24 protein-coding genes and 1 tRNA gene are annotated in these 26,643 nt (G+C 70.7%); 8 read left to right on the top strand and 17 right to left on the bottom strand.

Annotation, left to right across the window (positions count from 1 at the left end):
* Positions 1–10: 10 nt before the first annotated feature.
* On the bottom strand, positions 11–313 hold the full coding sequence (locus FF041_RS32895) for a hypothetical protein (RefSeq protein ID WP_153526138.1): 303 nt from the start codon (positions 311–313) through the stop codon (positions 11–13).
* 358 nt (positions 314–671) lie between these two features.
* Between FF041_RS32895 and FF041_RS32900 the strand changes: the two genes are divergently transcribed.
* Entirely contained in the window at positions 672–1,517 is an 846-nt protein-coding gene (locus FF041_RS32900) for a recombinase family protein (RefSeq protein ID WP_153526139.1), read from the top strand.
* A 183-nt stretch (positions 1,518–1,700) separates the two neighbouring features.
* Here the strand turns inward: FF041_RS32900 and FF041_RS32905 are convergent, their stop codons facing one another.
* Both FF041_RS32905 and FF041_RS32910 read right to left on the bottom strand, forming a co-directional pair.
* Positions 1,701–2,339, bottom strand: a complete 639-nt coding sequence (locus FF041_RS32905) for a hypothetical protein (RefSeq protein ID WP_194292272.1) — start codon at positions 2,337–2,339, stop codon at positions 1,701–1,703.
* A gap of 254 nt (positions 2,340–2,593) precedes the next feature.
* Positions 2,594–2,667: transfer RNA gene (locus FF041_RS32910), tRNA-Thr, on the bottom strand.
* Between the two features lie 177 nt (positions 2,668–2,844).
* On the opposite strand from FF041_RS32910, the gene FF041_RS32915 reads away from it, so the two are divergent.
* The 3 genes from FF041_RS32915 (at position 2,845) to FF041_RS32925 (ending at position 5,398) form a co-directional block, all read left to right on the top strand.
* Positions 2,845–3,981 carry an ABC transporter ATP-binding protein gene (locus FF041_RS32915; protein WP_153526140.1) on the top strand — a complete coding sequence of 379 codons (1,137 nt, stop codon included), beginning with the start codon at positions 2,845–2,847 and terminating at the stop codon, positions 3,979–3,981.
* Positions 3,982–4,210: 229 nt separating this feature from the next.
* The gene (locus tag FF041_RS32920) at positions 4,211–4,633 is read left to right on the top strand and encodes a hypothetical protein (protein WP_323393401.1); all 423 of its coding nucleotides are present in this window, start codon (positions 4,211–4,213) and stop codon (positions 4,631–4,633) included.
* 36 nt (positions 4,634–4,669) lie between these two features.
* Positions 4,670–5,398: a nucleotidyltransferase family protein gene (locus FF041_RS32925; protein WP_153526142.1), complete on the top strand. Its 729-nt coding sequence runs from the start codon at positions 4,670–4,672 to the stop codon at positions 5,396–5,398.
* 168 nt (positions 5,399–5,566) lie between these two features.
* Here FF041_RS32925 and FF041_RS32930 read toward each other — a convergent pair whose 3' ends face one another.
* The 7 genes from FF041_RS32930 to FF041_RS32960 all read right to left on the bottom strand — a co-directional run bounded on the left by FF041_RS32930 (position 5,567) and on the right by FF041_RS32960 (position 12,674).
* Positions 5,567–7,237 (bottom strand): DoxX family membrane protein, encoded by a 1,671-nt coding sequence (locus tag FF041_RS32930; protein ID WP_194292273.1) that lies wholly within the window; start codon positions 7,235–7,237, stop codon positions 5,567–5,569.
* 223 nt (positions 7,238–7,460) lie between these two features.
* Entirely contained in the window at positions 7,461–8,411 is a 951-nt protein-coding gene (rlmB, locus tag FF041_RS32935; RefSeq protein ID WP_153526143.1) for a 23S rRNA (guanosine(2251)-2'-O)-methyltransferase RlmB, read from the bottom strand.
* An 85-nt stretch (positions 8,412–8,496) separates the two neighbouring features.
* On the bottom strand, positions 8,497–9,897 hold the full coding sequence (gene cysS / locus FF041_RS32940) for a cysteine--tRNA ligase (protein WP_323372449.1): 1,401 nt from the start codon (positions 9,895–9,897) through the stop codon (positions 8,497–8,499).
* Positions 9,898–10,033: 136 nt separating this feature from the next.
* Positions 10,034–10,438, bottom strand: a complete 405-nt coding sequence (locus FF041_RS32945; RefSeq protein WP_153526144.1) for a PPOX class F420-dependent oxidoreductase — start codon at positions 10,436–10,438, stop codon at positions 10,034–10,036.
* Between the two features lie 247 nt (positions 10,439–10,685).
* Positions 10,686–11,201: a 2-C-methyl-D-erythritol 2,4-cyclodiphosphate synthase gene (gene ispF, locus FF041_RS32950; RefSeq protein ID WP_153526145.1), complete on the bottom strand. Its 516-nt coding sequence runs from the start codon at positions 11,199–11,201 to the stop codon at positions 10,686–10,688.
* Positions 11,191–11,931: a 2-C-methyl-D-erythritol 4-phosphate cytidylyltransferase gene (gene ispD / locus FF041_RS32955; RefSeq protein WP_153487236.1), complete on the bottom strand. Its 741-nt coding sequence runs from the start codon at positions 11,929–11,931 to the stop codon at positions 11,191–11,193. The genes ispF and ispD overlap by 11 nt, the downstream gene beginning before the upstream one ends.
* 260 nt (positions 11,932–12,191) lie before the next feature.
* A complete protein-coding gene (locus tag FF041_RS32960; RefSeq protein WP_003953493.1) occupies positions 12,192–12,674 on the bottom strand; it encodes a CarD family transcriptional regulator in 483 nt (160 codons plus the stop codon).
* An 835-nt stretch (positions 12,675–13,509) separates the two neighbouring features.
* Between FF041_RS32960 and FF041_RS32970 the strand changes: the two genes are divergently transcribed.
* A complete protein-coding gene (locus FF041_RS32970) occupies positions 13,510–14,259 on the top strand; it encodes a hypothetical protein (protein ID WP_323393404.1) in 750 nt (249 codons plus the stop codon).
* Between the two features lie 139 nt (positions 14,260–14,398).
* Here FF041_RS32970 and FF041_RS32975 read toward each other — a convergent pair whose 3' ends face one another.
* Together FF041_RS32975 and FF041_RS32980 are read right to left on the bottom strand one after the other, a co-directional pair.
* A complete protein-coding gene (locus FF041_RS32975; RefSeq protein ID WP_105869119.1) occupies positions 14,399–15,079 on the bottom strand; it encodes a response regulator transcription factor in 681 nt (226 codons plus the stop codon).
* Complete coding sequence (locus FF041_RS32980; protein ID WP_153526146.1) at positions 15,076–16,557, bottom strand: sensor histidine kinase; 1,482 nt, start codon at positions 16,555–16,557, stop codon at positions 15,076–15,078. Before FF041_RS32980 ends, FF041_RS32975 begins: the two co-directional genes overlap by 4 nt.
* 199 nt (positions 16,558–16,756) lie before the next feature.
* Between FF041_RS32980 and phoU the strand changes: the two genes are divergently transcribed.
* Positions 16,757–17,434, top strand: a complete 678-nt coding sequence (phoU, locus tag FF041_RS32985) for a phosphate signaling complex protein PhoU (RefSeq protein WP_153487234.1) — start codon at positions 16,757–16,759, stop codon at positions 17,432–17,434.
* Between the two features lie 598 nt (positions 17,435–18,032).
* Complete coding sequence (locus tag FF041_RS32990) at positions 18,033–18,233, top strand: DUF397 domain-containing protein (protein WP_153526147.1); 201 nt, start codon at positions 18,033–18,035, stop codon at positions 18,231–18,233.
* A 92-nt stretch (positions 18,234–18,325) separates the two neighbouring features.
* On the opposite strand, the gene FF041_RS32995 is transcribed toward FF041_RS32990, so the two are convergent.
* A complete protein-coding gene (locus FF041_RS32995; RefSeq protein WP_153526148.1) occupies positions 18,326–19,087 on the bottom strand; it encodes a phosphoglyceromutase in 762 nt (253 codons plus the stop codon).
* Between the two features lie 156 nt (positions 19,088–19,243).
* Here FF041_RS32995 and FF041_RS33000 point away from each other — a divergent pair, with 156 nt between their 5' ends.
* Complete coding sequence (locus tag FF041_RS33000) at positions 19,244–20,608, top strand: MDR family MFS transporter (RefSeq protein WP_194292274.1); 1,365 nt, start codon at positions 19,244–19,246, stop codon at positions 20,606–20,608.
* Position 20,609: 1 nt separating this feature from the next.
* On the opposite strand, the gene FF041_RS33005 is transcribed toward FF041_RS33000, so the two are convergent.
* The 4 genes from FF041_RS33005 to mshA form a co-directional block, all read right to left on the bottom strand.
* On the bottom strand, positions 20,610–22,130 hold the full coding sequence (locus FF041_RS33005) for an MFS transporter (RefSeq protein WP_267133251.1): 1,521 nt from the start codon (positions 22,128–22,130) through the stop codon (positions 20,610–20,612).
* 324 nt (positions 22,131–22,454) lie between these two features.
* The gene (locus tag FF041_RS33010; protein WP_153526149.1) at positions 22,455–24,194 is read right to left on the bottom strand and encodes a glycosyl hydrolase family 28-related protein; all 1,740 of its coding nucleotides are present in this window, start codon (positions 24,192–24,194) and stop codon (positions 22,455–22,457) included.
* 213 nt (positions 24,195–24,407) lie between these two features.
* Positions 24,408–24,929 carry a type III secretion system chaperone family protein gene (locus FF041_RS33015; RefSeq protein ID WP_153526150.1) on the bottom strand — a complete coding sequence of 174 codons (522 nt, stop codon included), beginning with the start codon at positions 24,927–24,929 and terminating at the stop codon, positions 24,408–24,410.
* The gene (mshA, locus tag FF041_RS33020) at positions 24,922–26,271 is read right to left on the bottom strand and encodes a D-inositol-3-phosphate glycosyltransferase (protein ID WP_323393409.1); all 1,350 of its coding nucleotides are present in this window, start codon (positions 26,269–26,271) and stop codon (positions 24,922–24,924) included. Before mshA ends, FF041_RS33015 begins: the two co-directional genes overlap by 8 nt.
* Between the last annotated feature and the right edge of the window lie 372 nt (positions 26,272–26,643).

A 26,643-nucleotide genomic window follows, 5' to 3' on the forward strand; every position in this document is an offset into this window, starting at 1 on the left:
ACCGGCAGAGTCAAGCGGAGAAGGGATACCTCTCGTTGGGTGCCGTCCGGATGACGATATTCAGGGCCATGAGCGCCGTCAGCACTGCCTTGTCCTGGTCCGTGTGGCTGCTCCTGTAGGCCACCCCGGTTTCGCCGTCCCCGGTCACGACCTTGAGCCCTGCCGGGATGAACTTTCCGCCGCTGGCGACGATCACGGGCCGGCCGTCGCGGTACTCCAGCGCCAGCGTGGCCACGTCCTCGGGGTCGACTTCGGAGACCGGTACCAGTACCGGTTCCGCAGGTGTCACCACCGACTCGGGCGACATCTGCACCTGGGCGGGACCCTTCGAGTTGGGTGTGGACTCGGACATGTGTCTCCCTATTCCGACCGGCTGGCGCGCTATCACCGTTCCTGAATCCTCCCATGGCGGAACGTCACCGGACCAGCACCGAGCCAGCCGCCTTCCGGGAACTCAGCCATGTGTCATGAGCCCGGAGCCGGCCACATCGCGCGGTTGGCGTGTGTTTCATAGGTGGTCCCTGTTGCAGCACCGCGTCCGACCGACGTTCCCGCAGGCCACCGTGTTTTTCAACAGTCGTTTCCTTCCTCTTGGTCGGTGAAACGCACTCGTGAAACGATTTGGCGTGATCACCGACCCGCATAAGCTCGTCGAAGCCAGCCCGTGCCCGATGTCCACCTGCACCGCCCCGGCCGGCTCCCCCTGCCGGACCACCGCGGGCAAGGTCGCGCTCAAGTACCACACCGCCCGCTTCCGGCTCGTCCCCGCGCTCCGCTCCGAACTGCACGTGGCCACCCCGGCCGTACGGCATCCCGGCTCAACCTGGCAGGCCCTGCCAGTGCAGAAACTCGCGGCGCCCTCCGTCCCGATGGAGATCCGCCTCGGGTACGCCCGCGTCTCCACCCGCACCCAGGAGATCCAGTCCCAGGTCGACGCCCTCGAAGCCTCCCAGGTGCACCGGCTGTTCCATGAACAAATCAGCACCCGCGTGCGCGAGCGGCCCGAGATGAAGGCCGCCCTCGCCGCCGCCCGCGAGTACCGCTCACTGGGGGCAAAGGTCACGCTCGTGGTACACGAGATGAAACGGCTGGGACGCGGCGCCCTGGAACTCCTCAAGGTCGCCGAAGACCTGCGCGACGCCGAGATCGAGCTGGAGTTCCTCACCGGCCCGCTGGCCGGCAAGCACGATCCCGCCGGCCACGGGGCCGCCCTGTTCGCGTTCTTCGCCGCCATGGCCGAGTCCGAACGCGACTACATCCGCGACAAGACCCTCGAAGGCCAGGAGACCGCCCGTACGAAGGGCAAGGCCATCGGCGGTACGAAGGTCTCCGACGAGGACATGCTCGCCACCGCGCTCCGGCTGCGCGACGACGAACACCTCTCGCTGCGCGAGGTCGCCTCCCGCCTCGTCATCCGCACCGGAAAGAAGCGCGGCCAGCACCCCGCTCCGGCGACTGTGATGCGGATGCTGCGCGAGCACGACGAGCAGAAGGCCGCGATGGAACCCGCGCGCTGACCTGCGGATTATTCCTTAGCGTTGTTTTTTCGGCGGGAACTACTGGAACCCGGGCGAGGCCGACGTCCCTTCGTGACATACGGGTGTCGGACAGACCGTCGCCAGCCTGGCCGGGGCGGATCCGGGTGGGTTCTCAGGTACTCAGGGACGCCCACCGAGCGACCTGGAACCCCCCGAGGTTCACTAGTCCGAAGCCCGTTCAGCGAGTCGGAGAGCCAGCGCCACGTGGTGACGCATGACCGGCACGGTTCCGGAGTTCACCTCGTTCTGGCCGTGCATCTCCCCGCAGGGGCAGATACTCCAGCCTTCTGCCTCTACGCGGTCGGCGACCGAGTCCACGAGTTCCGCGAGTTCTGCGAACACTCCGACGGGAACCTCGGCGGCCCCTTCGCGATGACGCTTCACGAGAGCAGCGCCGATCTCTGTAGCGATGTCCATGAGGTGCGCTGCCGCCGGGCCGTCGCCGTTGAGGGTGGCGTACTTGCCAGCCTGTGAGGCGGCCATGACCAGGTGACCCAGTGACTCGACGGGTACGTTCACCGTGCGGTCATCGATCCGGACCGGTCGGACCGCGTGCGGTGGGGCAGCTCCCTCTTCTCTGTGGGCGGTGGCCTTCAGGATGACGTCGGCGACGGCCTCGGGAGTCACCAGGTGGACGGCTTCCTCCTCGTCCATGTTGACGCGCTTGGCCATGCCTTCGACAAGGTGGGCGACGACGCCGTGCACGGCGGTCGGTTCCACCTCGACTCCATGGGTCAGCAAGACAGCGCTCGCCTGGGCGACCAGGGCTTTGAACGGAACGGAGTCCTTCGCGTCTGCCACGACTCCACCCTACGAGTCAGCCTTGGAGCGTTTCCACAAAACCGGCCCATTCGTCGGCGAGCGCCACCGGACTGTTCCCGGGCGGATCGGTGGCATCCCCCGCGCTCCCCGCCGCACCGCCGCCGCGCACATGCGCTCCCCTTGCGCTCCCCTTGGACCAGGCAGCACCAACCGGCGAGGCCACGACGCCCCCGAAACACCCTCCGGATATGAGAAAAGCCAGGTCAGACGGGGTCTGACCTGGCTTCCAGCCGAGCCCCCTGTCGGATTCGAACCGACGACCTACGCATTACAAGTGCGTTGCTCTGGCCAACTGAGCTAAGGAGGCAGCCGTAGCAGTGTAACCAAACCGCCGCGTCGTCCCACCCCCCGATCTCGTTCCCTTCCTGTTACTGACAGATCAGAAATCGCCGGGTAGCGTCACCATCAGTCCGCACGAGTGGACTACACCAATCCTTTACTCGGATCGTCCGGCACGTTCCTGCCGGTGAGGGGACACACAGCCATGGCTACCGTCACATTCGACAAGGCGACCCGGATCTACCCGGGCTCCGAGAAGCCCGCCGTCGACCAGCTGGAGATCGAGATCGCGGACGGGGAGTTCCTCGTCCTCGTCGGTCCCTCCGGCTGTGGCAAGTCCACCTCCCTGCGCATGCTCGCCGGGCTTGAGGACGTCAACGGCGGCGCCATCCGCATCGGTGAGCGCGATGTCACGCATCTGCCGCCCAAGGACCGGGACATCGCCATGGTGTTCCAGAACTACGCGCTCTACCCGCACATGAGCGTCGCCGACAACATGGGCTTCGCGCTCAAGATCGCCGGTGTCAACAAGGCCGAGATCCGCAAGAAGGTCGAAGAGGCCGCGAAGATCCTCGACCTGACCCCGTACCTCGACCGCAAGCCGAAGGCGCTCTCCGGCGGTCAGCGGCAGCGTGTGGCGATGGGCCGTGCCATCGTCCGGGAGCCGCAGGTGTTCCTCATGGACGAGCCGCTCTCCAACCTGGACGCCAAGCTGCGTGTCTCCACCCGTACGCAGATCGCCTCGCTCCAGCGCCGGCTCGGCATCACCACCGTCTACGTCACCCACGACCAGACCGAGGCCCTGACCATGGGCGACCGGGTCGCCGTGCTCAAGGACGGTCTGCTCCAGCAGGTCGACTCCCCGCGCAACATGTACGACCGCCCGGCCAACCTCTTCGTCGCCGGCTTCATCGGCTCCCCCGCGATGAACCTGATCGAGGTCCCGATCACCGACGGCGGCGTGAAGTTCGGCAACAGCGTCGTCCCGGTCTCCCGTGACGCCCTGAGCGCCGCCGCCGACCGCGGTGACACCACCGTCACCGTCGGCATCCGCCCCGAGCACTTCGATGTGCTGGAGCACGGCGGCGCCGCCGCCACGTCGCTCTCCAAGGACTCCGCGGACGCCCCGGCCGGTCTCGCCGTCCTGGTCAACGTCGTCGAGGAGCTGGGCTCCGACGGCTTCGTCTACGGCTCCGCCGAGGTCGGCGGCGCGGAGAAGGACCTGGTCGTCCGGGTCGGCGGTCGCTCCGTGCCGCAGAAGGGCGCCACGCTGCACGTCGTGCCCCGCCCCGACGAGCTCCACGTCTTCGCGACCTCCACCGGCGAGCGCCTCACCGACTGACGCGCACGCACCCGGCAGTCACCGGCGGACAGCCGGGAGACAGTCGGCGCGACCCATGGAACGGCCCCGCGATCCCGCGGGGCCGTTCCGCGTTCACGGTCAAATAAACCTCCACTACGGGCATTTCGCCTCCATCCGTCAACCCGCGATTCGAAAGACGGTCGAGAACTGTCCCCCACGTGAGTGACTAAATGTCGCCAAATCATCACTGCCCGCTACGCTCACTCGCGTGACCCACACAGCACGCCGAATCGGCCGCACTCTCGCCCTCGTTCTGCCCGTCGTCCTGGTGCTCTCCGGAACCCTCGCGGTCACCAGCGTCCCGTGGGCCGGACAGGCCGGCGAGTCGCAGATGCTCACCGCCTCCTCCGAGAACGTCTCCGTACGCGCCACGTCACGCGCACCGCAGGACGTGCTGCGCGACCGGCTCCTGACCGAACTCCAGGAGAAGAGCCCCTCCGCCGCCCTCACCCACCTCCAGCGCGAGGTGGAGGCCCGCCCGTCGCTCGCCCAGCACTGCATGTCGATCGCCCGCGCCCTCGGCCGCGCCGCCGTCGACCGGCTCGGGCCCACCCGCGCCCAGGCCCACTCCAAGCCCGTCTGTGACACCTCCTTCGCCACCGGAGTCGCCCAGCAGACCCAGAGCAGCTGAGAGGCCGCGCGGCCCGCGCCGCATATCGTTCACGGCATGCATACGCCTACGTATCCGACGCAGGCCGTGGTTCTGGCGGGCGGCCAGGGCTCACGGCTGCGCCCGTACACCGACGACCGCCCCAAGCCGATGGTCGAGATCCCGGGGACCGGGACCCCGATCATCGGCCATCAGCTTTCCTGGCTGGCCGCCGAGGGCGTGACCGACGCCGTCGTCTCCTGCGGCCATCTCGCCGAAGTGCTCCAGGAGTGGCTGGAGAGCACCGAACTGCCGCTGCGGGTCACCACCGTCGTCGAATCCGAGCCGCTCGGCCGCGGCGGCGGCCTCAAGTACGCCGCCGCCCGCCTGCCCCACCCCGAACTCCCGTGGTACGCCACCAACGGCGATATCTGGACCCGCTTCTCGCTCCGCGAGATGGCCGCCTTCCACGCCGAGCGCGACGCCGTCGCGACCCTCGCGCTCGCCCGCCCCCGGATTCCCTGGGGCGCCGTGGAGACCGATGCCTTCGGGCACATCACCGACTTCATCGAGTCGCCGCCGTCGCCGTATCTGATCAACGCGGGCGTGTACGTGTTCTCCGCGGCCTTCACCGATCTGCTGCCCGAGCGCGGCGACCATGAACGCACCACCTTCCCGGGCCTGGCACGGGAGCGCCGCCTCGCGGGCTTCCCGCTGCCGAACGGCGCGTACTGGCGGGCCATCGACACCGCGAAGGATCTGACCGAGGCCGCACGCGAGCTGTCAGCCGCCGCCCCGCCCGTCTAGCCGCGTTCCCGGACCTCCCCGGACCCCGGACCCTCCCCTGGGGGCTCAGCCGCCGAGCAGCGGCTCTCAGGGGCGCATACGGCCGCCCCCGGGTCCCGCGAACACGCGACGAACACACGGGTGGGGCGGCCCCGGACCTCCGGAGCCGCCCCACCCATGCCGTGCAGGTCAGCCCAGCAGGCCGCCGATCACCTTGCCGCCGCCCGAGGAGCCGCTGCCGCCCGAGGCGCCGCCCGTGGAGCTCTCGCTCTCCGAGCCCGCGCCGGGCGCGCTGCCGGTGCCGCCGCTGCCCGTGCCGCTCACCGCCGGATCGGAACCCGCGGCCGGCGGAGCCTGCTGCTGCTGCGCCGGCTCGGAGCGGGCGGGCTGCTGCCGGCCGCTGCCCGTGCCCTGGGTCTGGCTGGGCCGCCCCACGCCCGTGTCACCGGTCTCCTGGGCCGGCCGGCCCGTGGACGGGGCCGTGGACTGTCCCTGCTCGGGGGTGCCGGAGCTGCTGACCGAGGGGGACGGCTTGTCCTCGCCCGCGCCGCTCGGGCCCGAGGAGCTGCGCCCGCCGGACGGCTTGTCCCGCTCCAGTGAGGAACCGGGCAGATGGTTGGTCGGCGCCTGGTCGGGCCCCGGGACGGTGACCATCTCGGTGGAGCGCACGGCCCCGCCGAGCATCGAGCCGATGAGCAGGGTGAGCCCGACGACGACCGCCGCCACGACCGCCCCGCGCCGCAGCACCCGCTGCCGCAGCTGCCACAGCTCGGAGCGCGGCCCGAGCTTGCGCCACGCCTCCCCCGCGAGCCGCCCGTCGATCGAGTAGACCGGCGCACCTGCGATGATCAGCGGCGACCAGGCGGCCAGATAGATGATGTCCGGCGCGTCATAGGCCGGCACGGTCTTCCAGCTCACCGTGAGGATCAGCGCCGCCGACAGCAGCGCCCCGACGACGGCCGCGACCCGCTGCCAGAGCCCGAGGACCGTGAGCACCCCGACGACGACCTGGAGGAAGGCGACGGTCAGCCCCGCGCCCACCGGGTGCGAGAGCGCGAAGGCGCGCAGCGGTTCGGCGAGCGCCCATGGGTCCAGGGAGTTGAGCCACACCACCATGGAGCCGCGCTCGCCGCCGTCGAAGTAGACGGGGTCGCAGAGCTTGCCCATGCCCGCGTAGATCGAGATGAAGCCGAGGAAGACCCGGAGCGGCAGCAGCACCACGCCCAGGTTCATCCGGCGGCCGGGGTAGTAGGCGTGGCGTACCGCGTCATTGCCGTGGCGCTGGGGGCGGCCGTCGTCGGCGCTCTCGTCGTCCAGCTCCGCCGGGTCGGCCGACGCGGCCGGGTCGTCGGAGTAGCGCTCCCGGGGTCCGGAGGACGGGTACATGCCGTCGTACGCGCCGGTCGCCTGGCGCATCGGCGGCAGCAGCGGTCTGCCCGGGGCCGGTACGAGCGGGTTCGGCGCGGTGTCGTCGAGTACGCCGGCGCCCTCCCCGGCGAGCTGGACCCGGGGGATCACCTGGGTCGCGCCGGTGTCATAGCCCGCGTATCCGGCGCGATCAGCGGTGGCGGTGTTGTCGCGGACGGCCTGGAGGAGACCGGTGGCCCCCGCGTCGCCCGGCGCCGATCTGCCGCTCCAGACGACGGGCGCCCGCCGCCGGACCACCGCCCCGCCCGCGCCGACGGTGGGGATGCGGGCCGTCTGCGAGACGGCCCGCAAGGGGCGCGGGCGCTGGGCGAGCTGTACCCGGAAGCTGGCGTGGTTCACGATGACCTGCGCGGGGTCGCAGTCAACCTTGATCATGCTCAGCGCAGGCTGATCATCGAACCCGGGCCGGGGCGTTCTGGTGTCCACACTCATCTAACCGAGTGACATGGGGTTTGGACACTGCTCTGACGGGCCCTATCTGTCCGAGACCCGTCAAGGCTGGTGAGAGGCTTGGGAGCGGTGCCCGGGCGCGGTGTCCACGCTCCGTACGCGCGCTCCCGCGCCCCTCACCGCCCCGGCGTACGCTCCCGCGCCCCGTCCTCCGCCCCGGCGAGGGCGGGCCCTCGGACCCTCGCGCCCCGGCGGGGCCGGGCCCTCAGGCGCGGCGCTTGGCCGCCTCGTAGAGCACCACTCCGGCCGCGACGCCCGCGTTCAGCGACTCCGCGCCGCCGGGCATCGGGATGCGCACCAGGTAGTCGCAGGTCTCGCCGACGAGACGGGACAGCCCCTTGCCCTCGCTGCCGATGACGATGACGACCGGGCCGCCGAGCGCTTCGAGGTCGCCGACCTCGTGCTCCCCGTCCGCGGCGAGGCCGACGACGGTGAGCCCGGCCTTCTGGTACGACTCCAGGGCGCGGGTGAGGTTGGTGGCGCGGGCCACCGGCGTACGGGCTGCGGTGCCCGCGGAGGTCTTCCACGCGCCCGCGGACATCCCGGCCGCGCGGCGCTCGGGGACGACGACGCCATGGCCGCCGAAGGCGGAGACGGAGCGGACGACGGCGCCCAGGTTCCGCGGGTCGGTCACGCCGTCGAGCGCGACGATCAGCGGGTCCTCGTTGTGGTCGGCGGCGCTCGCGGCGAGGTCCTCGGGGTGGGCGTACTCGTACGGCGGGACCTGGAGCACCAGGCCCTGGTGGTTGAGCCCGTTGGTCATCCGGTCCAGCTCGGGGCGGGGGGCCTCCATGATGTGGAGGTTGCCGCGCCCGGTGGCGAGCTGGAGCGCCTCGCGCACCCGCTCGTCGTTGTCGATGTACTGCTGGACGTAGAGCATGGTGGCGGGCACGCCGTCGCGCAGCGCCTCGAAGACCGGGTTGCGGCCCACGACCATCTCCGAGGTGCCCTTGCCGCCCCGGCGGGCGACCGGCCTGCGGGCGGCCTGCTTGGCCTTGGCGTTGGCGACCCGGCTCTTGACGTGTCCCTTGCGGGCGGAGGCAGGCGGGGTCGGACCCTTGCCCTCAAGGCTGCGGCGTCGCTTGCCACCGCTGCCGACCTGCGCGCCCTTCTTGTTGGACGTGCGGCGGTTTCTGCGCTGGCTGTTCCCGGCCATGACTGTTACCTGTTCCTGAATCCTCGTATGTGTGTACGTATGACAGTGTGCCGCCCGGATGGCCGGGCGGCACATTCGTCGCTGCTCAGCGGGGGCCGAGCGTCCAGCGCGGGCCGTCGGGGCCGTCCTCGATGACCAGCCCGGACTGCTGGAGCTGATCACGGATGGCGTCCGCGGTGGCCCAGTCCTTACGGCTCCGGGCCGCCTCGCGCTGCTGGAGGACCAGGCGTACGAGCGTGTCGACCGCGCCGTGGAGATCCTCGCCGCCGTCCGTCTCGCCCGCCCAGTGCGGGTCGAAGGGGTCGAGCCCGAGGACGCCGAGCATGGCCCGGACCTCGGCGAGCCGGGCGACGGCCGACTCCTTGTCGTCGGCGGCCAGCGCCGAATTGCCCTGGCGGACCGTGGTGTGGATGACCGCGAGCGCCTGGGGCACCCCGAGGTCGTCGTCCATGGCCTCGGCGAACGCGAGCGGGACCTCGGCGGCGGGCTCGACCGGCCCGCCGGCCTTCTCGCAGACGCGCTGCATGAAGCCGACGATCCGGGCGAACGCGGACTCGGCCTCGCGCAGCGCCTCCTCGCTGTACTCGATCATCGACCGGTAGTGCGGGGTGCCCAGGTAGTAGCGGAGGACGATGGGCTTCCAGTGCTTGACCATCTCGGAGACGAGGACCGAGTTCCCGAGGGACTTGGACATCTTCTCGCCGCTCATGGTGACCCAGGCGTTGTGCACCCAGTACTGCGCGAAGTCGTCGCCGTACGCCTTGGCCTGGGCGATCTCGTTCTCATGGTGCGGGAAGACGAGATCGAGTCCGCCGCCGTGGATGTCGAAGGCGGCGCCGAGGTATTTGTGGGCCATGGCGGAGCACTCCAGGTGCCAGCCGGGCCTGCCGCGGCCCCAGGGGGTCTCCCAGCTCGGCTCGCCGGGCCGGGCGGCCTTCCACATGGCGAAGTCGCGCGGGTCCCGCTTGCCGGTCTCCCCCTCCCCGGAGGGCTGGCGCAGCTCGTCCAGGTCCTGGTTGGAGAGCTGGAGATAGCCGGGGAAGGAACGGACGTCGAAGTAGACGTTGCCGTCCGCCTCGTACGCGTGGCCGCGCTCGATGAGGCCGCGCATCATCTCGACCATCTCGGTGATGTGGCCGGTGGCGCGGGGCTCGTAGGTGACCGGGAGGCAGCCCAGGGCGTCGTAGCCGTCGTTGAAGGCGCGCTCGTTGGCGTAGCCGATGGACCACCAGGGGCGGCCCTGTTCGGCCGACTTCCGGATGATCTTGTCGTCGATGTCCGTGACGTTCCGTACGAAGGTCACGTCGTAGCCGCGGTAGTCGAACCAGCGGCGCATGATGTCGAAGTTCAGTCCCGACCGGATGTGCCCGATGTGCGGAGCGGCCTGCACGGTCGCACCACACAGGTAGATCGAGACACAGCCCGGCACGAGCGGGGTGAAGTCACGAATCTGCCGGGCGCTGGTGTCGTACAGGCGAATAGTCACGCAACAAGGGTAGTGGGCACATAGCAGTGCCCCGCGACCCTTCGCGACCGCGGGGCGAAGATTGTGCGTCTGCCGCAACCCCGGAGAGCCGCGAAGCGGTCGGAACCATCTGAAAGCGGATGGTTCGGTGCGGCGGTCAGACGCGGCCGACGACCTTGCGCGGGGTGATGCGGATGACGACCCGGGGGGCGTCCTCCGCGGCGGCGGGGTTGAAGTCCGCGTACCTCTTGCCGGTGTACTTGAGGGCCAGCTCGTCGATGAGCTCCTGGCCGCCGTCGGTGGTGAGGGTGGCCGTGCCGCGGATCTCGGCGTAGGTGTAGGGCGCGTCGAAGGGCTGGACGACCACGGTCACCCTCGGGTCGCGGCGCAGATTGCTCTCCTTGCGGCGGCCGACCGTGGTGGAGATCAGCACATCGTCCCCGTCGCGCTTGACCCAGACCGGCGACACCTGAGGGCTGCCGTCGGGCTGGATGGTGGCGACGTTCACGAAGACGGGGCTGTCGAGCAGCGCTTTGAGCTCGTCCGAGAGTGCGGCAGACATGAGTGCGGCCTTTCTGGTGGCTGAGCGTGAACTGATCATTGACCGATCGGGATAACCAGTACCCGCACGGTGAACCACGCCACACCCGGCGCTTATTTCCGTCCGCCCTCATGGGTTTCAGCCGTCCCGCGCTCATAAGGCGGGCGGCCCCGCGGGCACGGGCACGGGCCGTCCCCCGTACGGCTGACGGCCCGTGCCCGTGCCCGTGCGTACTCAAGCGGGGCCCGGCCCGCCGCCACCGCGCGGTTCAGCGGTTCGCGGGGGAGCCCGGTTCGCCGGCGCGGAAGACCAGTGCCGTGGCGATGGCGGCGAGGCCCTCGGCCCGGCCGGTCAGCCCCAGACCGTCCGTCGTCGTCCCCGACACCGACACGGACGCGCCGACAGCCGCGCTCAGGGCCCGCTGGGCCTCCTCCCGCCGCTTGCCGATCTTCGGGCGTACGCCGATGACCTGGATGGCGACATTGCCGATGCCGAAGCCCTCGGCGCGCACGATCCGGGCGGCCTCGGTCAGCAGGGTGATCCCGGACGCGCCGGACCACTCGGGGCGGCCGGTGCCGAAGTGGGCGCCGAGGTCGCCGACGCCCGCGGCGGAGAAGAGCGCGTCACAGGCCGCGTGGGCCGCCACATCGCCGTCCGAGTGCCCGGCGAGTCCGTCCTCGCCCGCCCAGAGCAGTCCGGCGCACCACAGCTCGCGGCCGGGCTCGAAAGCGTGGACATCGGTGCCGATGCCGGTACGGGGGATCAGGGGGAGGTCAGAAGCCATCGTTGGCCCTCCTGCGGGCGAGCACGGCCTCGGCCAGGACGAGATCGAGCGGGCGGGTCACCTTGAACGCCTCTTCGTGTCCGGGCACGACGACCACCGGCTCACCGAGCCGCTCGACCATGCCCGCGCAGTCGGTCGCGCCCTCCCCGTCGGCCGCGATGGCGTCATGGGCGCGGAGCAGGGTGGCGCGGTCGAAGCCCTGGGGGGTCTGCACGGCGCGCAGCCGGGCGCGCTCGGGGGTGGCGACGACGGGCTCGGGGCCACGGCCGGGCTCCACCTCTTTGACGGTGTCGGCGAGCGGCAGCGCCGGGACGACGGCGGGCGCTCCGTCGCGTACGGCGTCGATGACGGCGTCGACGGTGTCCACCGGGACGAGGGGGCGGGCCGCGTCATGGACGAGGACGACGCCGATGTCGTCGGGGAGCGCGTCGAGCCCGCGCCGGACGGACTCCTGTCGGGTGTCGCCGCCGGGCACCACGACGACCTCGGTGCGGTCGGGCAGCGCGAGGTCGGTGAGGAGGCTCTTCACCGAGGGGGTGTCGTCGGGCGGTGCGACGACCACGACGAGGGAGACCGCGTTGGACGCCGCCATGGCGCGTACGGCGTGTACGAGCATGGGGGTTCCGTTGAGCGTACGGAGCGCTTTGGGGGCGCCGGGCCCCAGTCGCACGCCTCGGCCGGCGGCCGGAATCACGGCCGCGGTGCGGGGCGGGAGCGGTTCGTCTGTCATCGGTTGCACTCCGGCAGGTTTGTTTCCTCGGCCGACATGGGTATGGCCACAGCGTGCCGGGCGCGACGCCTTGACGGACCCTTCCGTGACTACTGGTCTGCGCCAGCCGCCCGGGCCCGGCACACCACAGGGGTCAGGTGCTGCTGTGTCAGGGGCCCCTGTGCGTGGGATATGAACATGCCGCAGCGCCCGGCGACAGTTCCATGGTCAAAGATGATCATGGCATGTCAGCGGGCACCGCGGCATTGGTGCGTCATGCGTCAGGACGCGAGGACCTCGTCGAGAAGAGCCTCGGCCTTGTCTTCGTTGGTGTTCTCCGCGAGGGCGAGCTCGCTCACCAGGATCTGGCGAGCCTTGGCGAGCATCCGCTTCTCACCTGCGGAAAGCCCACGCTCACGCTCACGACGCCACAGGTCGCGCACGACTTCGGCGACCTTGATGACATCGCCCGAGGCGAGCTTCTCCAGGTTTGCCTTGTAGCGACGCGACCAGTTCGTCGGCTCTTCGGCATACGGCGCGCGCAGCACCTCGAAGACCCGGTCGAGCCCGTCCTGGCCGACCACATCCCGCACACCGACGAACTCAGCATTGTCCGCCGGCACACGAACCGTCAGGTCGCCCTGGGCGACCTTGAGCACCAAGTAGGTCTTGTCCACGCCTTTGATCTGGCGAGTTTCGATGGCCTCGATCAGCGCGGCCCCGTGATGGGGATAGACCACGGTGTCGCCAACCTTGAACGTCATGTGACAGGTACCCCTTCCGTGGCTATCCAGGGTAACACGGATACAGCTTCTTCTGAATGGCGTTTTCGCAGGTCAGGGCATATCTCGGGGCTTGACAACAGCAACGGGGACGTGCTGCGGACGGCATCCGGAAGACGGTATTCGCAGGTGGGAGCGGTTACGCAGGGGAAGGGAATCGGGGACGATACACCCGCCGAGGGGCCTCTCCGCATGGGCGAACGTCCCGATTTGCCGGGTTCGCGGCGGTGAACTTCCCGTACTCCGTTCGGCGGTCGGTCACCCGTCCGGACGCTCGTGGCGGAGAATCTGGAATTGATCAACGAAGTCACGCCGAAGATATCGACGGAATGCGCGGGACGGCCGGGAAATTGATCACCGCGATAAGCGCGCGGAGCGGCGAACGGCGACATCAGGACTTCGGGCAGAACTCCGGACGGGACTTCTGGCGCGACTTCGCCGTGACTTCCACCATGACTTCCGTGTGACGTGTACTGAACGACTCTCGGAAGACGGCGCGGGAGACGGTGCAGAAGACCTCGGAGAACGGCGCGGGAACGGCGGCGGAACAGCGCGGGTAAGACCTCGGGGAAGACCTCCGGAAGACGGCAGGAAGGCATCGCGGACAGCCGCACGGACGCCCGGGGGAGTTGCGCCGCGCGCCGCCGTGGCTCGAAGGGGCGGGTCGGGTGCGAGTGCGGAGCGGCGGCTCTGTAATCTGTCCGCGAACTGAAGTGATCTCGGACGGTATCGCGAACTGACGCGGACCGGGCCGACATTGCGCCGGTTCGACCGACCCGTCCACCGCCAGTCCGTACGACAAGGAGATGCCGCCGTCGTGAGCCTCCCCCAAACTCCGTCCGGGGGCGCCCCCGGCCTTCGACGCGGCGCCCTCGCCGTGACCGCCGTCGTGCTGTCGTTCACCGTTCTCACCGCCTGCGGTGCGGGCAACAACGCGCAGTCCCTCGGCGTCAAGCCGGACACCGCAGCGGTGACGGTCGACACGATCAGCGTCCAGAACGCGAATGTGATCACCCAGCCGGAGGCCGGGACCGCGGGCCCGGCGGTCGTCTCCGCGACCGTCTTCAACAAGGGCGACAAGGACCAGACCATCGAGTCGATCACGCTGCCGGGCGGCACCGGCGCGGTGAAGCTCTCCCCCGCGAAGGGCTCCGGCCCGCTGATCGTGCCCGCGCTGGGCTCCATCGTCATCGGCGGCAAGGGCAACGCCACCGCGGTGATCGACGACGGTACGGCGCTGACGCAGAACATCGGCGGGGTGCAGAAGACGGTCTTCCGCTTCAGCGAGACCGGTGATGTGGAGCTCAAGTCGTTCGTGATGCCCGCGACCGGCGACTTCAAGGACTTCGGTCCGAGCAGCCTGCCGACGCCGCCGGCCACGGCGCAGTCGCCCGGCGCTTCGGGCAAGCCCGCCGAGGCCGCCTCGAAGGCGGCGAGCGGCCGTCCGGGCAGCGAGGGCGAGGCGTCCGAGACCGACGCCGGGGCTGAGGCTGAGACCGGGACCGGCGCTGAGACCGGCACCGAGGCCGAGACCGAGACCGGCGCTGAGGGCGAGACCGCCCACTGACATCCGAGGCCGGGACCGCGAGCCGGTCCCGGCCTGGAGACAGAAGCGGGGCCCCGCCGGAGATCCGGCGGGGCCCCGCTTCTTCATGCTCCGTCCTCAGGGCCCGCCGAACGGCCGGCCGGGGCGGGCCCGGGTGTCTCTACGGTTCGAACTTGTAGCCGAGCCCGCGCACCGTCACCAGATAGCGCGGCGCCCCCGGGTCCGGCTCGATCTTGGCGCGCAGACGTTTGACGTGGACGTCCAGGGTCTTGGTGTCGCCCACGTAGTCCGCGCCCCACACCCGGTCGATGAGCTGCATCCGGGTGAGCACCCGGCCCGCGTTCCGCAGCAGCATCTCCAGCAGGTCGAACTCCTTCAGCGGGAGATCGATCTTGCCGCCGGAGACGGTGACCACATGGCGGTCCACGTCCATCCGGACCGGTCCGGCCTCCAGGGCGGCCGGTGTGACCTCCTCCGGCTCCCCGCGGCGGCGCAGCACCGCGCGGATGCGGGCGACCAGCTCCCGCGAGGAGAAGGGCTTGGTGACATAGTCGTCCGCCCCTATCTCCAGCCCCACGACCTTGTCGATCTCGCTGTCCTTGGCGGTGACCATGATCACCGGGACATTGGACCGGCCGCGCAGCTGGCGGCAGACCTCGGTGCCGGGCAGACCGGGGAGCATCAGATCGAGGAGTACGAGGTCGGCGCCGTTGCGCTCGAACTCGTCGAGCCCCTCGGGGCCCGTGGTCGCCACGGCGACTTCGAAACCCTCCTTACGGAGCATGTAGGACAGGGCGTCGCTGAAGGATTCCTCATCCTCGACGACGAGCACTCGGGTCACGGAAGGACCTCCGGGGCAGGGATGTCGGTGGGTGGATCGGTGTGGTGCGGCCGGTCGCGGTGGTCGCGAGCCGGGAGGTCGCCGGATCCGCCGTGGGGGGACGGACCTGGGGCTGAGGCTGAGGCTGGGTCGGGGACCGTGTCCGGCCCGGATACGGGATCCGGGCCGTCGTCGGAGCGGGAGTCGGGATCGGGCCCGGGATCGGGCCCAAGGTCCGGAGCCCGGTCGGCGGACGTCTGGCCGGCGGGCGCGTGGTCACCGGGCGCCTGGTCGGAGCCGGTGGACGCACGGTCCCGCGTGGAGCCCGCTTCCGGAAGGCGCAGGGTGAACGTGGACCCTTGCCCCTCGGTGCTCCACACCGTGACCTCCCCACCGTGCGACGCGGCCACATGTTTGACGATCGCCAGGCCGAGGCCGGTGCCCCCGGTGGCACGGGAGCGGGCGGGATCGACCCGGTAGAACCGCTCGAAGATCCTTTCCCGGTCCTTCTCGGATATTCCGATGCCCTGGTCCGTGACGGCGATCTCGATCAGTCCGGCGGTGCCTCTCGGCTGGGTGACGCCGCTGGTGCCCGGCATCGCGATCCGGCGGGCGGAGATGCCGACGCGGGTGCGGGCCGGGGAGTAGTTCACGGCGTTCTCCACCAGATTGCCCAGGGCCGCGGCGAGTTTGCCGCGATTACCCCAGATATACAGCCCTGAGGCGCCTCCGCTGGCCATAGTGATCTGTTTGGTGGAGGCGGGATGCCGGGAACGGTCGATGGCCTCGGCCACCAGCTCCTCCACGCGGACGGGCTCGGCGTCCTCCAGCGGATCGTCGTTCTGGACCCGGGAGAGATCGATCAGCTCCTGGACGAGATTGGTGAGCCGGGTCGCCTCGATCTGCATCCGGCCCGCGAAGCGGGAGACCGCCTCGGGGTCGTCGGAGGCGTCCATGACCGCCTCGGAGAGCAGGGAGAGCGCGCCGACCGGGGTCTTGAGCTCATGGCTGACATTGGCGACGAAATCGCGCCGTACGGCTTCGATCCTGCGGGCCTCGGTGAGATCCTCGACCAGCAGGAGCACCAGCCGGGAGCCGAGCGGGGCGACCCGCGCGGAGACGGCGAGGGCCTCGCCCCGGCCGGTGCCACGGCGCGGCAGGTCCAGTTCGACCTGGCGTATCTCTCCATCACGGCGGGTGTCACGTGCCATCTGAAGCATGGCCTCGACGGTCAGTTTTCCGCCACGGACCAGGCCGAGCGCATAGGCCGCGGAGCTGGCCTTCACCACGGAGTCGCCTTCGTCGAGGACCACCGCGGAGGAGCGCAGCACGGAGAGCACCGTGTCCACTCCGGGCGGGAGCACGGCGTCCGTGTGCAGCGAGCTGCGGGTGGGTCTGCGCTGCTCCCGCTCGCTCCAGCGGAACGCCAGCATGGCAATCACGCCGGTCAGCAGACCGGCGATCGCAGCCACAGCGGCGACTGCCGCGTTCACGTCCATGCATCCAGGTTATGCGTGGCCACGGACATGCTCACCACCGATCGGGCCGCGCCCCCGGCAGTCGTCGCCCAGAGTTCACCGAGGGGATGAGACCGGTTCATTTGGCCGGGAGGCGCAGGACGTGTTCCGGACGGACCGTGGGAGCGTGGGGGTCCGAGAGCCCACCCGGACCTCTGTTCACAGGTAGAAAGGGAACTCGATGCGGGACGCGTACCACGAGGAACTCGACTCGATCGGCGAGGGTCTGGTCGAAATGGCCCGGCTGGTCGGGTCGGCGATAGGACGCGCCACCACGGCCATGCTCGACGCCGATCTGAAGTTGGCCGAAAATGTGATTGCCGCCGATCAGCGGGTGGACGATCTCCAGCACGACCTGGAGGCACGGGCCATCGCCCTGCTCGCCAGACAGCAGCCGGTGGCCACGGATCTGCGGATCGTGGTGACCTCGCTGCGGATGAGCGCCGATCTGGAGCGCTCGGGCGATCTGGCCCAGCATGTGGCGAAGCTCGCCCGGCTGCGCTTCCCGGAGTCCCCGGTGCCCCGCGATCTCCAGGCCACCATTCTGGAGATGGGGCAGCTGGCACAGCGGCTGATGGCGAAGGCCGCGGAGGTGATCATCACCAAGGACGTCGATCTGGCGCTTCAGCTGGAGACGGACGACGACGAGATGGATCTGCTGCACCGCACGCTCTTCCAGCATCTGATGGACGACCGCTGGAAGCACGGCATCGAGACGGCGGTCGATGTCACGCTGCTGGGCCGTTACTACGAGCGGTTCGCCGATCACGCAGTGTCGGTGGCGAAGCGCGTGGTCTATCTGGTGACGGGCGAGCACGCGGACGAGATCCAGTCGACGAATTCGGTGGAGGGCGCGTAGCGGCCGGATTCCGGCGACCGGCGGCGTGCCTCCGCGCGCTGTTGACGCGCCCGTCGCGGCAGGCGTGGAATGGGCGGGGGCGGCGGTCGCGCGCGCCCGTACGCCCTGTCCGTCCCGTACGCCCGGTGCGCACCCGTCCCGTACAGCCGGGCAGGGAGCCCGTCCCGCTCCGACGCCGTGCGGACGCCTTCCGCACGTCCCGTACGTCCCCTACGCCACGTCCTGTACGCCCCGTACACCCTTGTGCACCGTGCGCGTCTTGTGCGTCTTGTGCACCGCGTGCGGATCAACGCCCCGTACGGACCATACGCTCACCAGGAGGGACATATGACTGAATCCCCCACAAAGGCCACCCAGCGAAAGACCCCGGCGGAGCCTGTTCCGCTGCCGCTGCTCAGCGGCTGCACCTGCGGACCGGGGTGCAGCTGCGGCTGCCAGTCGGGCGGGTCCTGCCAGTGCGGCGGGGGCTGCGGGTAGCCGCGAGGAAGTGTCCGGCGGCTCCGTCCCACCGGACGGAGCCGCCGGAGTGCGGGCTTCCGGGGTTCGGAGGGCTGCTCCGGGGCAGCCATCTCCCCGGCACCCACCCCAGGAGGAATCGATGGACGCCACGGACCTCGCACACGCAGTGTGGACGAAGAGCTCCTACAGCCTTACTCAATGCGTCGAGATCGCCCGGCTGCCGGGGGGCGCGATAGCGCTCCGGGACTCGAAGTCCCCCGGGCGACAGCCCCTGCGCTTCACCGCGGACGAGTGGTCCGCCTTCCGGCACGGAGTACTGGCCGACGGACCGCTGGACTGACCCGGCCGGCGTCCGAGCCGCCCGTACCCGGGCAGCGATGAGCCCCCTGCCTGCGGGGATCCACGGGCAGGGGGCTCGACCGGAGAGTGGGGCTACTTCTTCTTGCCCTGGTTCTTCACGGCCTCGATGGCTGCGGCGGCGGCGTCCGGGTCGAGGTAGGTACCGCCCGGCTTGAGCGGCTTGAAGTCGGCGTCCAGCTCATAGACGAGCGGGATGCCGGTCGGGATGTTCAGACCCGCGATGTCCTCGTCGGAGACGCCGTCGAGGTGCTTGACCAGCGCACGCAGCGAGTTCCCATGGGCGGCGACCAGGACCGTGCGGCCCGCCAGCAGGTCCGGGACGATGCCGTCGTACCAGTACGGCAGCATCCGGACGACGACGTCCTTCAGGCACTCGGTGCGCGGGCGCAGCTCCGGCGGGATGGTGGCGTAGCGGGCGTCGTCGCTCTGGGAGAACTCCGTGCCGTCCGCGAGGGCCGGCGGCGGGGTGTCGTAGGAACGGCGCCAGAGCATGAACTGCTCCTCGCCGAACTCGGCGAGCGTCTGCGCCTTGTCCTTGCCCTGGAGCGCGCCGTAGTGGCGCTCGTTCAGCCGCCAGGAGCGGTGGACGGGGATCCAGTGGCGGTCCGCGGAGTCCAGCGCGAGCTGGGCGGTGCGGATGGCCCGCCGCTGGAGCGAGGTGTGCAGCACATCGGGGAGCAGACCGGCGTCCTTGAGCAGCTCACCGCCGCGGACCGCCTCCTTCTCGCCCTTCTCGGTGAGATTGACGTCCACCCAGCCGGTGAACAGGTTCTTCGCGTTCCATTCGCTCTCGCCGTGGCGGAGGAGGATCAGCTTGTACGGTGCGTCGGCCATGCGTCCGAGCCTAATGGACGGGTGTGCGGTCTCCGTTCGAGCCCTGTTCCGTTTGACGGTCCGCGTCAATCGACTAGCCCCCCAGCCGAGGCATATGTAATGCTCGATTTCTAGCTGTGCCACTTACATTATCTGCTGAAGGTCCTGGGGGGATCCATGCCTGTCGCCGGTCTGCGCCGCGCCGTTCGGGAAAGCGTGTCGGGGCTGCCCCGCGAGTTCTGGTGGCTGTGGACGAGCACCCTGGTCAACCGGCTCGGGGGCTTCGTCGCCACCTTCCTGGTCCTTTATCTCACCTCCGACCAGGGCTATTCCGCGGCGTACGCGGGGCTCGTGGTCTCCCTGTACGGACTCGGCGGGGTGGTCTCCTCCCTCGGCGGCGGGGTGATGGCCGACCGGCTGGGGCGGCGGCCCACGCTGCTGATCGCCCAGACCTCCACGGCGCTGTCCGTGGCCGCGCTCGCCTTTGTCCACCATCCGGTGGCGATCGCGGCCGTGGCCTGTCTGGTGGGCATGGCCACCAACGCCTCCCGGCCCGCCGTGCAGGCGATGATGGCGGACATCGTCCGTCCCGAGGACCGGGTGCGGGCGTTCTCGCTCAACTACTGGGCCATCAACCTCGGCTTCGCGGTCTCCGCGATCGCCGCCGGTTTCATCGCCGAGTACAGCTATATGGCGGGCTTCCTGGGCGAGGCCGCCATGACGCTGCTCTGCGCGATCCTGGTCTTCGTCAAGGTGCGCGAGTCCCGGCCGGAGCAGACCGGGACGGCCGGGGACGGCGCGGCGGAGGTCAGTCTGATGACCGTGGTGCGCGACGGGCGGTTCATGAGCGTGGTCGGACTGTCGTTCCTGATCGCGCTGATCTTCATGCAGGGCCATGTGGGAGTGCCGCTGGCGATGGGCGCGGACGGACTCTCCGCCTCCGACTTCGGCACCGTGATGGCGCTGAACGGTCTGCTGATCGTGGTGCTCCAGATCCCCGTCACCCGCTTCATCGAGCACCGCGATCCGCGCCGGCTGCTGATCATCTCCTCGCTGCTCGCGGGGTACGGCTTCGGGCTCACCGCCTTCGCCGGGTCGATCGGGTTCTACGCGCTGACCGTGGTGGTGTGGACGCTGGCCGAGATCGTCAACGCGCCGACGCAGACCGGTCTGGTGGTCCGGCTCTCCCCGGTGCACGGCCGGGGCCGCTATCAGGGCATGTACACCATGACCTGGTCGGTCGCCACGCTGATCGCACCGCTGGCGGCGGGCTTCGTCATCGACCGGTTCGGCTCCGCGTGGCTGTGGGGCATGTGCGCCGCGCTGGGGACGGTGGCCGGGCTCGGGTACTGGGCGCTGATGCGGAACCTCTCGCGGGACGACGACGAGGTCTCGGGGCAAGCCGACTCCGGGCCGGGCGGGGCGGTGCAGGGCCCGGGGACCAAGGGCACGGCGGTCCAGGGCACGGCGACCGAGGGTGCGGCGGTGCAGGTGCAGGGCCAGGGCGGCGGGGAGCGGCAGGCGGTCGCCGAACAGGTCTGAGTCACCGCCCGAGGGGCGGCACCTCCGTCACTCTCGTCCCGGGATGCGCCAGCGCGCAGAGGAAAGCGGCGGCCAGCGCGGCGGCCATCCCGTAGAGCACCCACTGATTGGCCTCGGCGAAGTCCAGCCGGATCGCCTGCTCCGCGTCCCGGAGCCCGGCGGCCACCGGCCCCTCCCCCGCCCCCTTCCCCGTCGCCTCCCGCTCTCCGTGCCCCGAGACCGACCGGGCGATCCCGTGCGCCGCGTCCCTCGCCGCCGCTTCGGACACGCCCCGCGACTGAAGCGTCTGCCCCACCCGGTCGACCGTGACATGGCTGAGCACCGTCCCGTAGACCGCGAGCCCCACCGCCGCCGCGTAGTTGCGGGTCGTCTGGGTGATGCCGGTGACCTCGCCGTAGGACGCGTCGATCGCCCGGTTCACCGAGTCCGTCGACGCCGGAGCGAGCAGAAAGCCGATGCCCGCGCCCGCCAGCACCACGTAAGGCCACTGGGCCCCGATGGACAGATCCGTCAGCTTCACCGCCCACAGGGCGAATCCGGCCGTCCCCAGCGCCGCGCCGAGCACCATGGGCGGCCGGGCCCCCCTTTTGTCCAGCATCCGGCCGCCGGCCTGGGAGGCGAAGACGAAGCCGAGGAAGAAGTAGAGGAGATAGAGCGCGGCCCCGCTCGGCGACTCGCCGAGCGAGACCTGCGCGTACACCGAGGCGAAGAAGAACAGCGGGACGAAGGCGAGCATCGCGAAGAAGAGGACCGCCGTGTCGACGGTGAAGGCCCGGTCGCGGAAGACCCTCAGCTTGATCAGCGGGTGCCGTGGGAAGCGGAGTTCGTACCAGCAGAAGACCGCCAGCAGGGCGAGGCCGCCGATGATGCAGGCCCAGGTGGCGGTGGCGGCCCAGCCCCATTCGGATGCCTGCTGAAGACCCAGCACGCTCAGCCCCATGCCGCAGGCCGCCAGCGCGGCGCCGGGCAGATCCAGGCGCTCCCTCCGTACGGTGTCGGGGATCCGGGCCAGCACCGTCAGGGTGATCGCGATCATGGCGACCGGGACGTTCACCCAGAAGATCGCCCGCCAGGTCCAGGCGGTGAGCAGGCCGCCCAGCAGGGGGCCGATCGCGGTGAGACCGCCGGAGAGGCCGAAGAAGAGGGCGAGGGCCCGGCCCCGGCGCTCCACCGGGAAGACCGCGACGACCACGGCGAGCGCGGCGGGGAACAGCAGCGCGGCGCCCACCCCCTGAACCACCCGGAAGGTGATCATCCAGGTCTGGGCGGAACTCCCCGCCGGGGCAGAGCCGCAGAGCACCGACGCGATGACGAAGATCAGGGTGCCGATCAGCATGACCCTGCGGTGGCCATGGATGTCGGCGAGTCTGCCGCCGAGCGCGAAGCACGCCGCGAGGGCGAGCAGATAGGAGTTGACGACCCAGCGGATGCCGCCGGAGGTGAGGCCGAGTTCGCTGGTGATGTCCGGGGCGGCGATGGAGACGACGGTCTGGTCGATGAAGGTCATCGCCACGGCGAACATCATCGCCGCGAGCGCCAGGGTCTGGTTCGTCCCGCCTCGCGCCGCGGCCGGACCGTTCGCACCGCCCCACGCCGCCGCCGGTTCGGAGCCGCCCGCCGGTCGGGCAGGGCCCGTGGGTCGGGCAGGGCCCGTGGGTCGGGCAGGGCCCGTGGGTCCGGTGGGTCCTGCCGATGGGTCAGCCGCGGTCGGGCCGGGGCCCATCGCATCTCCAGCCCTTCCCGAAATGTCGGTCATGCCGGGATTCTCCCCCTCTCCGGGGCCTCGCGCACACCCGGAGAGGGGGGAAGTCCCGACGGCCCAGCCAGCCCCGACGGCCCAGCCGGGTCAGCCGAGCCGGAGGGCGCGCTGCGCCTCGTACAGATTGCGCGGCCAGACGCCGTCCGGTGTGCCGTACGCCTCCAGCCGGGAGTTCAGCGCCCCGGTGAAGTCGGGCTTGTCGATCTGGCCGAACTCGCGGACCGTGGAGATGGCGACGGTCGCGCTGTACGGAGCGACCTCGTCGATCTTGACCAGCCCCGCCCGCCCATTGGTGACGGTGATGTTCCAGTGGGTGAAGCGGGCACCGTAGAGCGGTCCGGCGCTCGCGTCGCCGCCATGGCGTCCTTCGTTGTTCACCGTGACCTCGGTGCGGACGTTGGCGAACGGCATCCCTCGGTGCGTGTCGAAGGTCCCCGTCTCCATCACCCCCCGCGACCAGACGTTATGGCTGGAGAGTCCCTCGACGTTGATCCCGTGCAGCTGAGTGCCCGAGGGAGCGGGGACCGTCGCTTGGGCGATGACGAAGTCCTCGATGAGATTGTCGTGCGCGCCCTCGCGGCAGAAGTACGGATGGTGGGAGCCGCGGCCCTCCACCCGGGTCCGGCGCAGGGTGCACGCGGAGGCGGCGACCAGCCCGAAGCCGTTGTCGGCGTGGCGGACGGTGACGTCCTCGGCCCAGCAGTCGTACGCGCACTGGAAGGTGACGCCGTTGTAGCCCTTGTCCAGGAGGTGGGGGGACTGCGGGGTCTCCACCGCCTCCAGGGTCAGCCCCTCGACGCCCGAGTCGGTGAGCGGGGTGACGGGGGTGACCAGCCGGGGGTCCCATTCGGGCCGCAGATCCAGCGGCAGCGGCCGTTCGAGGGTGATCTCGTTCCCCTGGACGGAGACGGCCCGCACCGGCCACTCATAGGGGACATAGCTGGTCAGCTTGGTCTTGTCGGCCCAGTGATACGCCTCGGGGCCCGGCCCGCCGCCCGCCATGTGCTCCAGCAGGGTGTGGTCCGCGTCATCGGCGATCCGCAGCAGGACCAGCTGCCCCCGGCGCACCGCCCGGGGGTCGCGCACGGTGATGACACGGTCCCCGCGACGCGCGGGCCGCACGGTGGTGAGGGTGCGCCAGGCGTCGCGCGCATTGCCGGTCCAGCCCTCGAAGGGCCAGTCCTTCGCCCTGATGGCGTCGGTCAGCGCGGCCCAGCGGTCCCGGGGGCAGAGCCAGATGAGCCCGCCGGCCCAGGACCAGGACGATTTGTCTCCGCCGTACCGGCTGCCGTACGGGCCGATGAGCTCGGTGAGGTGCTTGGTGGCGTACAGCCTGGTGCGGGCGCTGCCCGCGCCCTTGAGGACGACGTTGCTGTGGCCGATGCGGATGAGATCGTCGATGCGGTAGACGCCGGCGGGCAGCAGGACCGTGCCGCCGCCGCGCTCGCCGGCGTCGGCGATGGCGCGGTTGAGGGCGGGGGCGGAGTCGGTGGAGCCGCTGGGGTCCGCGCCGTAGTCGAGGGCGCGGACGGTACGGGGTCTGCGGGCACGGCTGCGACTGCCCGCCCGGCCCACGAAGGGGATCTGGGGGTGGGTGAAGGGGGTGCGCAGATACTCGCGCCAGAGGGCGGAGCTCACCGGAGCGGCGGCGGCCGGGGCCGGGCGGGCGACTGGGCCCGGGCGGCTGGCTGGGCCCGGCGCCGTCCGGGCGGCGGCGGCAGCGGGGCCGCCGGTGATCCATGCCGTCGCGACGGCGGTGGCGCCGCCGAGCAGGGTGCGTCTGGCGAGCGGGGTGCGTCCGCCTGCGGAGCGCCGGTCTCTCTCCATGAGCCTCACCTCCACGGATATGAACAGCGTTCATATGTGCGTCGATGGGCGCGAGCATGCCATGTGGTCGCGGGCACGGGAAGGGGGCGGGCGACGGGGGTACGAGGAGCTGCCCGCGACGGGCGGGGATCCGGGCTGGTGGCTATCCGGGTCGGTGTCCATCCGGGTTGGGCCGGTGTCCATCCGGGTTGGGCCGGTGTCTACCCGGGCCCGTCAGCCGGTGGGCTCCCCGGGCTGCCGCCCCTTGCCGGTCAGGCTGGTGAACGCGTCCAGATTGCGGGTGGACTCTCCGCGCGACACCCGCCAGGCGTACTCCTTCCGGATGGCGCTCGCGAACCCCAGCTCCAGCAGGGTGTTGAACGCCCCGTCGGCCGCTTCCAGAACCGAGCCCAGCAGCCGGTCCAGCTCCTCCGGGGTGATCACCGAGAGCGGGAGCCGGCCGGTCAGATAGATGTCGCCGAGATGATCGATCGCGTAACCCACCCCGTACAGCCGCAGATTCCGCTCCAGCAGCCAGCGGTGCACCGCCGCGTCGTTCTCGTCGGGGTGGCGTACGACGAACGCGTTCACCGAGAGGGAGTGCGCGCCGACGCGCAGGGAACAGGTCGTCGACAGCTTCCGGGTGCCGGGCAGTTTGACCGCGTACGACCCGGGCTCCGGGCTCTCCCATTCGAGATCCGCGTCCGTGAGGGCCCGCTCGATGATCTGGGTGGGCGACTGCCGTACGTCAGACATGGACCGAGCGTACCCGGCGGCGGTGTTCGCACAGGGCTGCGGCGTACACGTCCGCCGTGGCCGATGCGGCCCGGTCCCAGCCGAAGGACTCGGCGTGCCGGGCGGCCTTCTCGCCCATCCGGGCGGTGAGCGCCGGGTCGGCGATCAGCCGGTGCAGGGCGCGCGCGTAGTCGGCCGGGTCGTGGCCGGCGACGAGGATTCCGGTGTCCCCGTCGCGTACGGCGACCGGGAGGCCGCCGACCTCGGCCGCCACCACCGGGGTGCCCGCGGCCTGCGCCTCGATCGCGACCAGGCCGAACGATTCGCTGTACGAGGGCATCACCAGCGTGGACGCGGCGCGGAAGCAGTCGGCGAGCGCCTCCTGGGCCACCGGCGGCTGGAAGTGGACGACATCCGCGATCCCGAGGCTCGCCGCGAGCTTCTGGAGGCCCTCGGGGCGGGCGAGACCGCTGCCGCTGGGGCCGCCGACGACCGGAACATGGACCCGGGAGCGGAGCGAGGGGTGGTCCGTCAGCAGCCGGGCGACCGCGCGGAGCAGGATGTCGGGGGCCTTCAGCGGCTGTATCCGGCCCGCGAAGAGCGGTACGAAGGCGTTCTGCGGGATCCCGAGGCGGGCACGCGCCGCGGCGCGGCCGTCCGCCGGGCGGAAGCGGTCGAGATTGACCCCGGGGTGGACGACGGCGACCCTCGCGGGGTCGGCGTCATAGAAGCGGATGAGCTCATCCGCCTCTTCGGCGGTGTTGGCGATCAGCCGGTCGGAGGCGTTGACGATCTGGGTCTCGCCGATGACCCGGGAGGCGGGTTCGGGGGTGTCGCCCGAGGCGAGGGAGGCGTTCTTGACCTTCGCCATGGTGTGCATGGCGTGGACGAGCGGCACGCCCCAGCGCTCGGCGGCGAGCCAGCCGACATGGCCGGAGAGCCAGTAGTGGGAGTGGACCAGGTCGTAGTGGCCGGGCCGCCTGCGGGCCCAGGCCCGCATCACCCCGTGGGTGAAGGCGCAGAGCTGGCCGGGGAGGTCTTCCTTGGCGAGGCCCTCGTAGGGGCCCGCGTCGATATGGCGTACGAGAACGCCGGGGGCGAGCTCCACGGAGGAGGGGAGTCCGCCCTCGGTGGCGCGGGTGAAGATCTCGACCTCGATGTTGATGGCGGCGAGCCGGGAGGCCAGCTCGACGATGTAGACGTTCATCCCGCCCGCGTCGCCGGTGCCCGGCTGGTGCAGCGGGGAGGTGTGGACGCTGAGCATGGCGATCCGGCGGGGCTTGCGCTGGCCGCCGGGGAACCGGATCCGGGGCGCGGCGAAGCCGCTGCCGAGGCGGGAGACGTACTGGCCGTACTGGCTCACGTCGGCGTTCCTCCTCGTTCCGGCGATGCGCACGGCCGGGGTTCTGGGTGGGGCGAGTCGGGCAGGGCCTTCTCTCCACCGGCACTCAACAGCGGAGTCCGCGCTTCCATTTCCCGCACTTCGTCAGTTTGCCAAATCATTACGGTCGGGGGGCGCTCAGGGGTGGGCCGGGGGCTTCGGGGTGCTTCGGGCTGGGCGGCGGTGTGCTGGGGTCCGGGGGCCGCTCCGGGGTGGTGCCGGGACTCATGATTTACGGCGCGTTTCCAGTCCCTGTTTGATGGCGGGCCTCCTTTGCGCCACAAAATCACGTTTTACGTCCCGGCACCACCCCTGCGCGGCCCCCTCCCATGAGACCTCAACCCGCCCGCCGTC

This window comes from Streptomyces jumonjinensis (assembly GCF_009600885.1).
Lineage (GTDB): Bacteria > Actinomycetota > Actinomycetes > Streptomycetales > Streptomycetaceae > Streptomyces > Streptomyces jumonjinensis.